The following is a 13817-nucleotide window of genomic DNA, read 5'->3' as shown; positions in this document are numbered from 1 at the left end:
CGCACCAATCCAATGCTTATCCTATAATCAAATTTGCTATATAACTATATCTATCATAGACAAATGGCTATATCATGCTCCTGTATGAACTATATAAGATCATAAAAAGTCTTGTTTTTATAAATAAAATCAAGATTTTCTCAAATGACTAGCAAGTTTTATAAAAAATGGAAAACAGAGAAGGTTGCAAAGTTTATCAATAATTATCACAATGAATTGGACGAATTTCGTACATTAGACCCTTGATTTTGTTATAATGATATTCTATAATAAAGATGGAAACACACAGACAAAAACCGTTAGACGGTTGGACAATATATTCGTTTACCAGTGAAAAAGCTAACAAAAGTAACCGCTACTTGCCATGGCGGTTATTTTTGTGCAAAAATTTATCGATGCAACGAACAATATATTCAGCAATAACACTGCTTATTGCCAGTTGCATAATTCCGAGAATAAACTCTTGTACATCTGTCACGCACGACACCTCCTTTGTGAAAAATATTTCCACAGCACCGGAGTGCAAGGATGTCTATATTAATTGGACATTACTATCCAAGCGTGACCAACCGCCTAACCCGTCTCATTATGTTCAGTCAGAATGAGGAGTTTTGCCTGTGCCCCTTTATTTTATAAAAACAGCCATATTTTGTCAATATAAGGCACTTTTCAGATCGAGTATGCTATAATATTTTTCATGAGAGTACCTCCATCTGCTGTTTTTTAGATTCTAATCTCGTTACTTCTTTATATTCCACTATCAAATTTTTTCTTGTAGAATACAACAAAAAAGTCGGGATAAAATCCACACAATAGATTTTATCCCGACTTTTTTAACATAAAAACGGAAACTCAAAGAGCTGTTTCACTCATTCTATAATTCTACTCAAAACTCTGCACGCTTTATGCAAGATACTTCTTCAGGGTTGCGCGAACTGCACCGGTTCCTGCAATCTCTTCCTTGAACATCTCTTCTACCTTGTCACCGATTCCTGCCTCATACAGATCGATTCCAAAGATATTTGCGTTGGAAAGGATTCCCTTCAGCTGTCCGGTGTAAGTCTCCGGCTTTCCTACCTCAATGCCTGCCAGCTCTGCGGTCAGCTCTGCTGCCATCGGATCTGCGGACAGTTCAAACTTCTGTCCATCATCCTGAACACCGAGCAGATAACGGCACCAGCCTGCGATTGCTAACGGAATTGCAGTCAGCTTCTTTGCATCGCCGTACTTTGCAACATAAGACTTGATTGTCTCACCGTAACGGATGCCCACCTTCTGGGAGGTATCGGTTGCGATACGCTGCGGCGTATCCGGCATGAACGGGTTCGGGATACGGATGTTGATAACTTCATCTACGAAATCCTTCGGGGAAAGGATGCCCGGGTCGGTCACAACCGGCATACCCTCAACCGGTCCGATTTCGTGAACGAGGCGGTTGAGCTCTGCATCCTTCATCTCATCTGCAATCAGGGTATAGCCGAGCACGCAGCCGTACACTGCCAGAGCAGTGTGAAGCGGGTTCAGACAGGTTGTTACCTTCATGCGCTCCACCTTGTTTACGGTGTCACGGTCAGTCATGTAAACGCCAGCCTTCTCGAGTGCCGGGCGGCCGTTCGGGAACTTATCCTCAATGACAAGGTACTGCGGTCCCTCTGCATTTACGAACGGAGCGATATAGGTGCGCTTGGAGGTGATCACCGGATCCATGTCCTCGATTCCTGCCTGCTTGAGTTCCTCACATACAGACTCTGCCGGACGCGGGGTGATCTTGTCGATCATGCTCCACGGGAATGCAACCTGCTTCTCATCGGACAGGTACTCCACAAATCCTGCATCGACAAAGCCCTTCTTCTCCCACTCTTTTGCCATCGTCAGAATGGAGTTCATCAGCTTCTCGCCGTTGTGAGAGCAGTTATCCATCGATACGACTGCCAGCGGATATTTTCCTGCCTTGTAGCGCTCAAACAGAAGTGCACAGACAACTGCCATTGCAGCACCCGGCTTCTGCGGACCATTGTCAATATCAGCCTGAATGAACGGGAAATACTGACCATCTGCATTCTTCAGCGCATATCCCTTCTCGGTGATCGTGAAGGAAATCATCTGAAGAACCGGATTTACAAAAATCTCTTTCAGGCGGTTCCACTCAGCCTCGTCAGCAGACTGTGCCTTGATAGCCTCGGTCAGAGAGCCGATTACCTGCTTGTCGGTAGAACCGTCAGCCTTCAGCGTTACAGCCAGTACCAGATTGTCATACGGACGATAAATCTTATCGATCACATCGAAATCAAAGGTCTCCACACAGGTGATTCCCTTGTTCATCTCTCCCTCAGAGATCAGCTTGTCAGCCAGTCCGCCGATAAAGATACGGAAAATATTTCCTGCTCCGAAGTGCACCCATACCGGTGCCTTCTTCGTCTCTTCTGCAACAGCGGTTACATCATAAGACGGAAGCACAACGCCTGCTGCTTCCCAGTTTGCTCTGTCTTTTAATCCTTCCAGTGTCAGTTTCATTTTTTCTATTTCTCCTTTAACAGAATTTCTTCAAGCGCCCACTATCATCGTTCTGAAATCCTGTCTGAAATCTCACCTAAAGTTCCACTTGATTTGCTTGAAAATTCACTTGAAAACTCACTTAAAAAACTGCGGATACTTTGCCCGCACTTCCGTTTCATCGACCTGATAGCGGCTCAAATGTTTTTCCATCCATTTTTTCGCCTCTTCCGGATGATTCTCACGGATCTCATTCAGAATCTGGCGATGATCCTCAATCCAGTGCTGTTCCTTCACGGAAGATACCGCCATGCTGCGCACACGGTCAAAATGAACCGTCATGCTCTGCATCATCTCATATGCCTGCATCCGCCCGGCAATCTGAAACAGGAGGCGGTGAAACGCATTGTCAAGTTCGAGAAGTTTCTCCGCGCCGTTGTGCTGCTGGTAGAAATCCTGAAGATCCATATTTTCCTGCAGATCTTTCAAATCATCGGCAGTCGCTTTCTCACAGACAAGCGGAACAACCGCCGTCTCCAGCACACTTCGGATAAACTGCGCCTCCTCGACTAAATTGTAATCAATCAGCGCCACTTTGCTTCCCCGCTGCGGATAAATCTCCACAATCTTGACTTTTGCCAGCTCCAAAAGCGCCTCCCGAACCGGAGTCCGGGAGAGATTCATTTCCGCTGCCAGTTCACGGTCACTGATCACAGCCCCGGGCTCCAGCTCCAGACTGATGATACCATCCCGAATGACGCGCATCGCATAATCTCTTCCGTTTTCCCTCGGATGGCGGTCTGCAATCTTCATGTTGAAATCCTCCCTTTCCCGGCAGCGGTCTGCTTTCGTTTTTCTTTTGAATGTTTGAATGTTTCTTTTGAACTCTTATTTTGAACTTATATTTTTTGTTCTCAATTTTTTGTTCTCAATCTTTTATTCTCAGTTTCCCGTTCTTATTTCTCGTTCTTGCTCATCTTGTCGATTGCTTCCCAGAGACCATTCAGATAAGTTGCTCCGAGTGCACGGTCGTACAGGCCATATCCCGGACGGCCAACCTCATCCCAGATCATTCTTCCGTGGTCCGGACGAATGTAGGTATCCGGGCAGGTGTCGTAGATTGCCTTCATGATTGCGAACATATCCAGATCGCCGTCGGAAGACAGATGGCTTGCCTCACGGAACTTGTGGTAGCCAAGGTATTTTACGTTGCGGACATGCATTGCATTGATGCGGTTCTTCTCACCGAAGTGACGGATGATTGCCGGAATATCGTTATCCGGGTTGGATCCTAAGGAACCGGTACACAGGCACAGTCCGTTTGCCGGAGACTCGTGAAGAGCACAGATCTTGTCATAATCCTCCTGGCTGTGTGCGATACGCGGAAGTCCAAAGATCGGCCATGCCGGATCATCCGGATGACAAGCCATCTTCACGCCAACTTCCTCACATACCGGAATGATTGCATCCAGGAAGTACTTGTAGTTTGCACGCAGATCGTCCGGAGTGATGTTCTCGTACTGCTTCAAGGTCTTCTCAAGCTCAGCCAGACGCTCCGGCTCCCAGCCCGGAAGGGTAAATCCGTTGCAGTCCTCTGCGGTCTTCTTTACCAGATCAAGCGGAGTCATCTCTCCAAGCTCTTTCTCATCGAAGTACAGGCTGTTAGATCCGTCCTCCGGGATCACACGAGCCAGATCGGTACGAAGCCAGTCAAATACCGGCATGAAGTTGTATACGATAACCTTTACGCCATACTTTGCCAGATTGCGGATCGTGGTGATGTAGTTTTCAATGTACTTGTCGCGGGTCGGCAGTCCCATCTTGATGTCCTCATGGACATTCACACTCTCGATAACCTCACACTCAAGACCAGCCTCGTGAACATGCTCGATGTACGGCTTGATCTCTTCCTCAGTCCAAACCTCTCCTGCTGCCTTGTAGTCTAACAGTCCCATCAGACCGCTCATTCCCGGGATCTGTCTGATCTGCTTTAAAGAGATCGGGTCATTGCCTTCTCCATACCAGCGAAATGTCATTTTCATAGTTTTGTTCCTCCTTATGGTTTTTATTTTGTTATTAAGTATCGTTGTTTTGTTCGTTTGTATGTGTTTCCTGTTGTGATAGGCTCATTATACTATTATTTTCGTTTTTGGTCAACTAATATATTAGTATTTATTTTGTATTTTTGACGAATATTTTTTTATTCTCATTGTTGTTTTCTACACTTTGCGGTATGATTGGAAAGAATCGGAAACAATGAAGAACGAAAACTGAAAAAACTAAAAAAGAAAGGACTTTTTATTATGAGCAAAAACAATTCTTCTCCCGCTATTTCCGGGGAAACAACCATCACCATTCCCTGCCGGGTCGGCCCCACGATGTTTCGCGATTTCGCCATGTTCGATACTCTGATCCGCCAGAAACGGCTTCGCTCGCCGATCCTCTTTTTCTGTATCATGGGATTTTTCGCGCTGATCTGCTATATTTTCCGCGCGCATGCCGATCAGGCTGTCCTCATGGGAAATGTCCTTCTCGGCGTTGGCGTTGTCATTCCCGCGGGATATCTGCTCAACTTTTATCTCTCCGTGCGGGCACAGGCGAAAAAATTAAAACTGGATCCACCCCGCCTCGTCTACACCCTGAATTTTACAGATGCACCTGACGGCGTCACCGTGACCTCCCCGAATAAATCTGAGGGCACACTCCGCTTAAACTGGAACAATCTCTTCGGCGCATGGCGCGTCAAAAATGCCATCTATTTTTACGCTTCCGAGCGCCAGGCATTTCTGCTTCCGGATGGCCAGGCGAGTGTATCCGCCGACGTTCTCTGGGATTTTCTTAGAGAAAAACTTCCGGCAGAAAAACTTCACGACCGGAGACATTAATGATTTTTTCTCATGTTTTTTCTTGTGTTTTTCCGTCTTGTATTCTGTACACAAATTTTAAATGGTGCTATAATGGGCGCAGGCATTTGTTTTTACAAGGAGGAGAACTATTATGAAAAAATACGCACCATTTCTTTTCGCACTGGCAGCTACTTCCATCCTCGCCGGATGTTCCGGTCAGAAGACCGCAGAGACAACTGCTGCTCCTGAAACTTCAGAAACCGCCACAGAGGCTTCTTCCGAATCCGCTGAGTCCGCAGAGTCCACTTCTGAATCTGCATCTGAGCAGTCTGCTGCACAGAGCGGCAGCGCAGGAGATCTCGTCCGTGTCGGCTCTTTAAAAGGTCCGACCTCCATGGGACTTGTTCATCTGATGAGTGAAAATGAAAATGGAGAAGCTGGCGGCAATTACGAATTCACGATGGTCACCGCCACTGATGAACTTCTCGGAAAAGTGGCATCCGGAGATGTCGATATTGCCCTGATCCCGGCAAATACGGCAAGTGTCCTCTACAATAAGACAAAAGGCGGCGTTTCCGTCATCGACATCAACACCCTCGGCGTTCTCGATGTTGTCTCTTCCGACGATTCCATCCAGTCAATCGCTGATCTCAAGGGCAAGACGATCTACATGACCGGAAAGGGAACGACACCGGACTATGTATTCCATTATCTTTTAAGCGCAAACGGCCTGAGCGACAGCGATGTCACTCTGGAATTCAAGTCTGAGCCGACCGAGGTTGCCGCTGTTCTGAAAGAAAATGCAGATGCAATCGGCGTTCTTCCTCAGCCGTTTGTCACCGCTGCATGCATGCAGAACGACGCATTGAAGATCGTTCTCGATCTGACGGAGCAGTGGCAGAACGTTCAGGGCGATAACGGAAGCCAGCTCGTAACCGGTGTCACCGTTGTCCGCACTCCGTTCCTTAAAGAACATCAGGAAGAGGTGGAGACGTTCTTAAACGATCACCGCGCTTCTGCTTCCTTCGCAAACGAAAATCCGGATGAAACTGCGGATCTGATCGTGGCAGCAGGCATCATCGAGAAAGCCCCTGTCGCACAGAAGGCCCTTCCGTTCTGCAACATCACCTGCCTCACCGGCGAGGAGATGAAGAGCGCACTGAGCGGCTATCTCAAGGTTCTCTATGACCAGGATCCGACTTCCGTCGGCGAAGCACTTCCGGCAGATGATTTCTACTATCTGTCTGAGCAGAACTAACGGCGAAGCACTTCTCGATCCGTTACAGGAAGAACATTCTTTCTGACAAAAAATCTCAAATAAAAAAGAAAAAAGGAGCGGTTTTCATGCGTCACCGGTTATCTCTGAGAACTCTGGCGATTGTGTTCGCGTGGCTTGCCGTCTGGCAGGCAGCGTCCATGATTGTCGCAAACGATATTCTTCTTGCGGGGCCGGCGGATGTGATCCGCTCCCTTTTTATGCAAATTTTTACCCACGACTTCTGGAGGTCGATCTATACTTCCTTCCTGCGGATCATGTGCGGATTTCTCCTCGCCTTTTTGGGCGGAATTCTGACCGGAAGTCTTTCATTTCGCTTTCCTCTTCTGAGAGAACTCCTCAATCCTCCGCTCCTCCTGATGAAGTCGGTGCCGGTCGCCTCCTTCGTGATTCTTGCACTGATCTGGGCGGGATCCGAAAATCTCTCTGTCCTGATCTCCTTTTTCGTCGTGTTTCCGATCCTCTATGTCAATACTCTCTCAGGACTCGCGGACGTGGATCCGAAACTGCTTGAGATGGCGGAGATCTTTCACGTCTCCCTGCCGGGCCGCATCCGTTTTCTCTATCTTCCGGCGCTTTTCCCCTATCTCGCAAGCGGGTGCCGGATTGCACTCGGGATGAGCTGGAAATCCGGCATCGCAGCCGAAGTTATCGGGGTTCCCTCCCACACAGTCGGAGAACACCTCTACCTGTCGAAAATCTATCTGGCGACCTCAGATCTCTTCGCGTGGACGCTCACGATTCTTCTGATCAGCCTCCTGACCGAACAGTTTTTCCTGAAAATCCTCGATCTCGCCAGAGTGATGAACCGGCGCCCTTTTGTACTTCCGCCACACGATCTGCATAAGCACGAAATGCAAAGCGGCTCATCTGCCCTGAAGCCATTTTCCTTAAAGATTCAGAATCTCTGCAAATCTTTTGGAGATCAGACAATTCTCTCGAATCTCTCACTGGATCTGCCATCGGGAAAAATTTTCTGCCTCATGGCTCCGTCCGGAAGCGGAAAAACGACACTCTTCCGGATTCTCCTCGGCCTTGAATCTGCTGACAGCGGAAACGTAAATGTAAATTTTCAGACGAAAACACAGGCACCACCTTCCAGTGCTCTTCCATGCTTCTCCGCCGTCTTTCAGGAAGACCGGCTGTGTGAGGAATTCTGCGCGCTTGACAATGTGATGCTCGTCTCGCACGGCACCTTTTCCCGTCAGGACGCGTATACGGCGCTCTGTGCCCTTCTTCCGGCTGAAGCCATTACTCGTCCCGTCTCGACACTCAGCGGCGGTCAGAAACGGCGTGTGGCGCTCTGTCGGGCCCTCCTCGCCCCCTCGTCGATTCTTCTGATGGATGAACCTTTTACCGGGCTCGACGAGGAAACCAGAGGGGAGGTCATCCGTTTTCTGAAACCTCTCGTCTCAAAAAAAGTGCTTCTGATCTCCACCCATCAGGCAGAAGATGCAGAAGCACTCGGTGCAGCTGTGATCCACTTATAAGTAATTTCTAATTGCTGTTATGAGATTCCCCATCCGCCGCGGCGCGATCCTGTCCCCGGCCGAAGACCTGCTTCATCAGATCAATCATATGGCGCTCTGCCTGATCCAGATAGAGTTCCTCCTTGTAGACGGCGTTGACATTCCAGCTTCCGGGCTTTGGAACACGCAGACAGCACGCCTGGGAGAGTCCATTTGAGAGGACTTCGACCGCACGTCTCGGTGCAATTGCAACGCCAAGCCCGACTGCCGCAAGCTGTACCGCCGACAGGCAGCTCGACACTTCCATCGCGATATGCGGAGAGATCTCGTGCTGTTTCATCAGCTCATCCGTCTTTTTTCTGAGCGCATGTCCCCTCTTTAACAGAATAAACGGCAGTTGTGCCATCGCCTGCGGGCATGCCTCATTCCCATCCTCCCCGGCACGCATCTCATCGGTGATCAGATCCTTCGACGTCACAAAGAAAAGTTCTTCCTGATAAATCAGTTCCGTCCTGAGTCCCGACGGGAGTTCACTTCCGTCCCGGGGAAGAATCATAAACGAGATCTCATCTCTCACAAGCGCCTGAATCAGCTCATCTGATTTCTCCTCCATCACTCGAAGCTCCACTTTCGGATACTCTTTCCGGTACTCGCTGACTACTTTCGGAAGCATATATCCGGCGCGCTCCGTCGGCATTCCGAAACTGATCATTCCCTTCTGACCGGAACTGATGTCCATCAGCTCCCGCCTCATATTGTCATTCATCATCAAAATTTTTCTCGCCGTATCGACAAATTTCTCCCCCGCATACGTGAGCGTCAACGGATAATTCTTGCGCTCAAACAACTTGACCCCCACATCTTTTTCCACCTTGGAAATGATATAGCTGAGGGAAGGCTGTGAAATATACAGTTTTCTGGCCGCCGCAGTGATGCTCTTCAAATCTGCCACAGTAACGACATAAACCATCTCCCGAAAATCCATAAAAATGCCCCCGTCTTCTTCTGTTTGATCCCGTTCTTATCTTATCCTGTATCCTGAAAAAACGGTACACGAACGATACTTTCGTCCCTTTAGTATACCGTTTTTCCAAAAGCAGTGCAAGCATCTGGGAATTTCAGCATGAATTGCGAGGGCATTTTGGGGGTATTTATATCTGTTGATATTGTTTATGTCTGCTTATTTTTTGTTCTTTACATTTTGTGTGCAATCAGCAAATTTGCAACGGTTTCCAGATTTAACCTTTATAATAATTAATCAGGCATCCTGCCGACAGAATCTTTCTCTCATCCTCCGTCAGGCTGTCTAACGTGCAGGCGAGATGCTCTCCCTTTCCATTCTCGGCAAGCTGTGCGGCATCTTTTCCATTTCCAAGCACCTCGATCGCAAAATTCTTCTCTCCGGATTCCAGCTTTTTCTGAATGTTCTCCACAAAGATCCAGATTCCGTTCGGAAGATCCAGATGTTCCTGTGTGCGAAGCGGCAGCAGACCCCAGTTGATCAGGTTGGAGCGGTATCTCTTTGTCGCATACTCATTTGCAAGGTTTGCAAATCCGCCGAGAACCTTCTGACAGCTTGCCGCCTGCTCTCTCGAAGAACCATCGCCGATCTGGTCACTGACCATGATGCTTCCGATCGTGATTTGGTCCGCCGTGCAGTTTTCCCGCTTCATCAGTGCAGACAGAATCTCATCACAATCACTCTCCCCGGTGATCTTTCCTGCATGATCAGCTGCACTTCTTCTCTTCTCATCGAGCGAGCGGACTGCCTTTGCCCGTCCCACATAGTCTTTATCGCGGCTGATCATCGTGTACTCCGAAATCTTTGCCGGATTTGAGCGGAAGGATGACGGCTCTCCAGACGGAATCAGCTCATCCGTCGTCACAGATCCCTTGTATGAGCCTGCAACGCACAGCAGCAGATGATCGGTCAGCGGGAACATCTCCGGCCAGTCTGCAATGTTCGGTCCCATCACAAGCTCCTCATCCGGATTTCCTTTTCCGAAATTGTCAAAGACCTGATTCTTGTAAATCTGCGGGTCAAAATGAGGTTTCAGATGGCGATACTCGACATCGAGATCGGTCGCTGCCGTCAGGCGTCCTCCATTTCTCACCGTCGCTGCAATCGAGCGCGCATCCATCAGGCAGGCCGCTGCCATCTGTCCCTGTCCCGGTTTGGAGCCCTCCCGGTTCGGATAGTTTCTCGTCATATGGCGGATGCTGATCTCATTGTCCGCCGGCACATCTGTCACGCCAAAGCACGGACCGCAGATCGCCGGGCGGAGAGTCACGCCACAGACTGCAAGCTCACCCGCAATTCCCTGATCCATCAAATCTGCCATCACCGGAAGGCTTGCCGGATTGACTCCAAGATTCAGCTTCTCTCCGGAGATTCCGTAACCCTTCAGGATGTCTGCAACTGCGACGATATTTTCAAACAGACCGCCGCAGCATCCGGAGATCAGCGCCTGATCCGGATAGAATTCTCCGTCGCGCATATGAGACATGATCGAAAACGGCTTTCCGTTCTCTCCCTTGATCTCCTGTCCCTTCTTCTCCACTTCTCTAAGCATTTCTTCCATGTGCTCCTTGAACTCGCGGATCGGAACGGCATGGCTTGGGTGGAACGGGAGGGCAATCATACACTCGGTTTTTGACAGATCAACCTCAATCAGGCCGTCATAGTAGGCTCCTGCCTCCGGCTTAAGCGGTCGGTACTCTTCTTCGCGCCCGTGATCCTTAAGATATTCCTGCGTCTTCTCATCCGTACACCAGATGCTTGAGAGCGCGGCACTCTCCGTCGTCATGACATCGATTCCCATCCGGTATTCCATGCTGAGGTTTGCGATTCCATCACCGACAAACTCCAGAATCTTGTTCTTATTGAAATTGTTTGCAAATGTCGCTGCGATCAGCTCTAATGCCACATCCTGCGGTCCCACACCGTCTCTCGGCGCGCCGGTTAGCTTGACTGCAATCACCGGCGGGCAGGCGATGTCATACGTTCTGCCGAGCAGCTGTTTTGCAACCTCACCGCCGCCCTCGCCGATTCCCATCGTTCCGACAGCACCGTAACGTGTATGACTGTCAGATCCGAGAATCATCTTTCCACAGCCTGCCATCATCTCTCTCATGTACTGGTGAAGCACTGCGCGGTACGGAGGCACAAAGATTCCACCGTACTTCTTTACATTTCCGAGTCCAAAAACATGATCGTCCTGATTGATCGTACCGCCGACTGCGCAGAGCGTATTGTGGCAGTTTGAAAGAACGTAAGGAACCGGAAATTTCTTGATTCCGCTTGCACGCGCCGTCTGCAGGATATTGACATAGTTGTTGTCCGGGGACACCAGTGCATCAAATTTCAGCTTCAACTGATCCATATTTCCGCTGTGGTTATGTGCCTCGAGAATACGGTAAGCCATCGTCTTCTTTCTTCCCTCTGCACGCTCCTCTTCTCCCGCCGGTGTCACTTCATAATTTTCTGATAAACATACCCCATGATTCGTCAGTTTTGCCATTTCTGTCTTCTCCCTCTTCTGCCTTTCTGAAATCAAGTTCCTTCAAGTTTCGTTTTTATTAAATTTTGAAATTCTAATCTTCCGGATTTCTGAGTTTGACTTTCGGATTCACAACTCCGGTCTGTCTCATCTCCTGAATCACTTTCTCCTGAAGAATCCGCTTCTTCATCGCCCGCTCCATCACTGCTTCCGCCTCATCCGGCCGAAGCACGCAGACACCGTTCACATCCCCGATAATCAGATCACCCGGATTCACGCAAACGCCTCCGCAGCTGACCGGCACATTAATCGCACCCGCGCCGCTCTTTGCCGCCGTCCCGCAGGTCAGCCCCTTCGCATAGATCGGAAATCCAGCGCGCTCACAGTCCTCCAGATCACGGAAGGCTCCGTCAATCACGACACCCTCTGCGCCCATCATGTCGGCACAGATGCTTCGGTGATCGCCCCAGTATGAACAGTCACAGTTTCCCTTTCCTGCAACCACGAGCACAGAACCCGGTTCGAGCTTGAGAATCGCATCAGCGACGATCGCGCCCTCTCCGCTCGGCACATCGACAGTCACAGCCGGTCCCACAATCTTCTTTCTTCCGATTCTCTGCTTGATCTGATAATCCATCGAATGATATAAGCCAGCTCCGTCACACAGCTCCGGCGTCGTAAACTCTCTCAAATGTCTGACCAGTTCTTCTATCTTCTTTTCCATCTGCTGAATCTCTCCCTCTGCCCTCTGACTAATCTGTTTTAACTTCCATGTATTTTTTATGATTCTATTTTATCAACAGGAAATGCATTTTCCAAATACATAAAGCTGTATATCCCTTATATGCAATTTTCGATAGTTTTGTCTTTCGCCTTGTAGTCCGCACAATGATTTTATGATGACTTTATGATGATTTTGATTTTTTCCAACCTTTTTTGAAAACGATTTGAGCTGATTTTAAAAATTTTTTGGGGAGATTTTTTGAAGATTTCCAGAGATTTTCGCGTTTTTAAGCCGAAAAAGCCTCGAAGAACCTGCGAAAAGCAACGGTTTTTCAAGGTTTTTCGGGAATTTTGAAATTTTTTTAATTTTTTTTATTTTTTTGCTTGACGAAAGGCGAAATCCGTGATAGTATATAGGAGTTCGATTCGAGAGCACAAAACAAAAGCTCAGAAACGAAGAGAAATCGAGGCGTGGCTCAGTTTGGTAGAGCGCTGCGTTCGGGACGCAGAGGTCGCAAGTTCAAATCTTGTCGCCTCGACTTCGGCCTCATGGTCAAGCGGTTAAGACGACGCCCTCTCACGGCGTAAACTCGGGTTCGATTCCCGATGAGGTCATCAAAGTGAGAAAAGCTGGTACAGAGTTCTGTATCAGCTTTTTTGTTATGATATTTTATGTTGGCTATCTTGATTGTCCATTCTTTGCGCTTCTACTCTCCTCTCTGCCAATTCCTTCCCATTACTTACTGTTCACACGTTGCGCAGACAGTAACGCCGTCTCGACTCTACTAAAAGCTTCCTCTAAGTAGGCTCTGGGGCAGGCAAAGTTCACTCGAATAAAACCGGGAGCAGAAAAAGAATCTCCGTCATTAAATTTCACACCGGCTTCTTTCACAAAAAACTTGGCCGGATCATCTAATCCAGTGCTTCTGGCATCGATCCATCCCAGATACGTTCCCTCACTGTGGCAGATGGAAAGCCCCGGAATCCGGCTGATCCGTTCATCCAGCCACTTTTTATTTTCCCGCAGATATTCTAATAATTCCAGTCTCCACTCCTCGCATTCAGTAAACGCCGTCTCGAATGCAATGAAAGAAAGCGTATCAAATGGTGCATGCATCGTAGCTGCCACCTTTTCATATCTATGCCTTAACTCTGCATTCGGGATAATGGCAAATGCCAGCGGAAGGCCGGGAATGTTGTAAGTCTTACTTGCGGAATGATGAAGGATCACCCGCTGTCTGGCTGTTTCATTCAATGTAATCGCAGGAATATGTTCCCCTTCCAAAATCAGATCACTGTGTATCTCATCTGCAACCACCACAATGTCATGTCGGTCAGCAAAATCAAACAGTTCCTCAAGTTCCGCCCTGCTGACACTCCAACGGCTAAAGCTCGTTGGGTTCTCATATACATGAACTTCCAAATATACTCGAAAGTATATAAGACTGATTCGTTTCTATGAGACTTTCATTATCAATCATTCTAATGAACGAATTAACGATAACATACG

General features: G+C 48.4%; 10 protein-coding genes, 2 tRNA genes and 1 pseudogene. 6 read left to right on the top strand and 7 right to left on the bottom strand.

Translation table 11 applies throughout. The features are described from left to right. Nucleotides 1–903: 903 nt before the first annotated feature. The 3 genes from ACR0QE_RS03500 to uxuA all read right to left on the bottom strand — a co-directional run bounded on the left by ACR0QE_RS03500 (nt 904) and on the right by uxuA (nt 4535). Nucleotides 904–2514, bottom strand: a complete 1611-nt coding sequence (locus ACR0QE_RS03500; protein ID WP_432626977.1) for a mannitol dehydrogenase family protein — start codon at nt 2512–2514, stop codon at nt 904–906. 117 nt (nt 2515–2631) lie between these two features. Next, nucleotides 2632–3306: a GntR family transcriptional regulator gene (locus ACR0QE_RS03495; RefSeq protein WP_432626976.1), complete on the bottom strand. Its 675-nt coding sequence runs from the start codon at nt 3304–3306 to the stop codon at nt 2632–2634. A gap of 143 nt (nt 3307–3449) precedes the next feature. Next, nucleotides 3450–4535, bottom strand: a complete 1086-nt coding sequence (uxuA, locus tag ACR0QE_RS03490; RefSeq protein WP_432626975.1) for a mannonate dehydratase — start codon at nt 4533–4535, stop codon at nt 3450–3452. Between the two features lie 261 nt (nt 4536–4796). Here uxuA and ACR0QE_RS03485 point away from each other — a divergent pair, with 261 nt between their 5' ends. The 4 genes and pseudogenes from ACR0QE_RS03485 (at nt 4797) to ACR0QE_RS03470 (ending at nt 8105) form a co-directional block, all read left to right on the top strand. After that, nucleotides 4797–5378: a YcxB family protein gene (locus tag ACR0QE_RS03485; RefSeq protein WP_432626974.1), complete on the top strand. Its 582-nt coding sequence runs from the start codon at nt 4797–4799 to the stop codon at nt 5376–5378. A 112-nt stretch (nt 5379–5490) separates the two neighbouring features. After that, nucleotides 5491–6597 carry an ABC transporter substrate-binding protein gene (locus ACR0QE_RS03480; RefSeq protein WP_432626973.1) on the top strand — a complete coding sequence of 369 codons (1107 nt, stop codon included), beginning with the start codon at nt 5491–5493 and terminating at the stop codon, nt 6595–6597. A gap of 86 nt (nt 6598–6683) precedes the next feature. Then, nucleotides 6684–7403: pseudogene (locus ACR0QE_RS03475) on the top strand (ABC transporter permease); the annotation flags it as partial. 15 nt (nt 7404–7418) lie between these two features. Continuing rightward, nucleotides 7419–8105: an ATP-binding cassette domain-containing protein gene (locus tag ACR0QE_RS03470; protein WP_432627024.1), complete on the top strand. Its 687-nt coding sequence runs from the start codon at nt 7419–7421 to the stop codon at nt 8103–8105. Between the two features lie 7 nt (nt 8106–8112). Here ACR0QE_RS03470 and ACR0QE_RS03465 read toward each other — a convergent pair whose 3' ends face one another. The 3 genes from ACR0QE_RS03465 to ACR0QE_RS03455 all read right to left on the bottom strand — a co-directional run bounded on the left by ACR0QE_RS03465 (nt 8113) and on the right by ACR0QE_RS03455 (nt 12308). Beyond that, nucleotides 8113–9069 (bottom strand): LysR family transcriptional regulator, encoded by a 957-nt coding sequence (locus tag ACR0QE_RS03465; RefSeq protein ID WP_432626972.1) that lies wholly within the window; start codon nt 9067–9069, stop codon nt 8113–8115. Nucleotides 9070–9322: 253 nt separating this feature from the next. Further along, nucleotides 9323–11605 carry a hydratase gene (locus ACR0QE_RS03460; protein ID WP_432626971.1) on the bottom strand — a complete coding sequence of 761 codons (2283 nt, stop codon included), beginning with the start codon at nt 11603–11605 and terminating at the stop codon, nt 9323–9325. A gap of 73 nt (nt 11606–11678) precedes the next feature. Continuing rightward, nucleotides 11679–12308 (bottom strand): RraA family protein, encoded by a 630-nt coding sequence (locus ACR0QE_RS03455; protein WP_432626970.1) that lies wholly within the window; start codon nt 12306–12308, stop codon nt 11679–11681. 464 nt (nt 12309–12772) lie between these two features. Here ACR0QE_RS03455 and ACR0QE_RS03450 point away from each other — a divergent pair. Both ACR0QE_RS03450 and ACR0QE_RS03445 read left to right on the top strand, forming a co-directional pair. Beyond that, nucleotides 12773–12846, top strand: a tRNA-Pro gene (locus ACR0QE_RS03450). A gap of 4 nt (nt 12847–12850) precedes the next feature. Beyond that, a tRNA-Glu gene (locus ACR0QE_RS03445) sits at nt 12851–12922 on the top strand. A gap of 121 nt (nt 12923–13043) precedes the next feature. Here the strand turns inward: ACR0QE_RS03445 and ACR0QE_RS03440 are convergent. Continuing rightward, nucleotides 13044–13730, bottom strand: coding sequence for an aminotransferase class I/II-fold pyridoxal phosphate-dependent enzyme (locus ACR0QE_RS03440; RefSeq protein WP_432626969.1), 687 nt, complete (start codon nt 13728–13730; stop codon nt 13044–13046). Between the last annotated feature and the right edge of the window lie 87 nt (nt 13731–13817).

Source organism: Brotaphodocola sp. (assembly GCF_050873065.1).
GTDB lineage: Bacteria > Bacillota > Clostridia > Lachnospirales > Lachnospiraceae > Brotaphodocola.
Note: the sequence above shows the minus strand (reverse complement) of the source record. Positions and strands in the feature narration are given on the sequence as shown.

What these genes read in the sequence shown, in the direction of transcription:
- ACR0QE_RS03480 (WP_432626973.1), top strand. Translation starts at nt 5,491, where the DNA reads ATGAAAAAATACGCACCATTTCTTTTCGCACTGGCAGCTACTTCCATC.
- ACR0QE_RS03500 (WP_432626977.1), bottom strand. Translation starts at nt 2,514, where the DNA reads ATGAAACTGACACTGGAAGGATTAAAAGACAGAGCAAACTGGGAAGCA.
- ACR0QE_RS03470 (WP_432627024.1), top strand. Translation starts at nt 7,419, where the DNA reads ATGAACCGGCGCCCTTTTGTACTTCCGCCACACGATCTGCATAAGCAC.
- ACR0QE_RS03495 (WP_432626976.1), bottom strand. Translation starts at nt 3,306, where the DNA reads ATGAAGATTGCAGACCGCCATCCGAGGGAAAACGGAAGAGATTATGCG.
- ACR0QE_RS03485 (WP_432626974.1), top strand. Translation starts at nt 4,797, where the DNA reads ATGAGCAAAAACAATTCTTCTCCCGCTATTTCCGGGGAAACAACCATC.
- ACR0QE_RS03460 (WP_432626971.1), bottom strand. Translation starts at nt 11,605, where the DNA reads ATGGCAAAACTGACGAATCATGGGGTATGTTTATCAGAAAATTATGAA.
- ACR0QE_RS03455 (WP_432626970.1), bottom strand. Translation starts at nt 12,308, where the DNA reads ATGGAAAAGAAGATAGAAGAACTGGTCAGACATTTGAGAGAGTTTACG.
- uxuA (WP_432626975.1), bottom strand. Translation starts at nt 4,535, where the DNA reads ATGAAAATGACATTTCGCTGGTATGGAGAAGGCAATGACCCGATCTCT.
- ACR0QE_RS03465 (WP_432626972.1), bottom strand. Translation starts at nt 9,069, where the DNA reads ATGGATTTTCGGGAGATGGTTTATGTCGTTACTGTGGCAGATTTGAAG.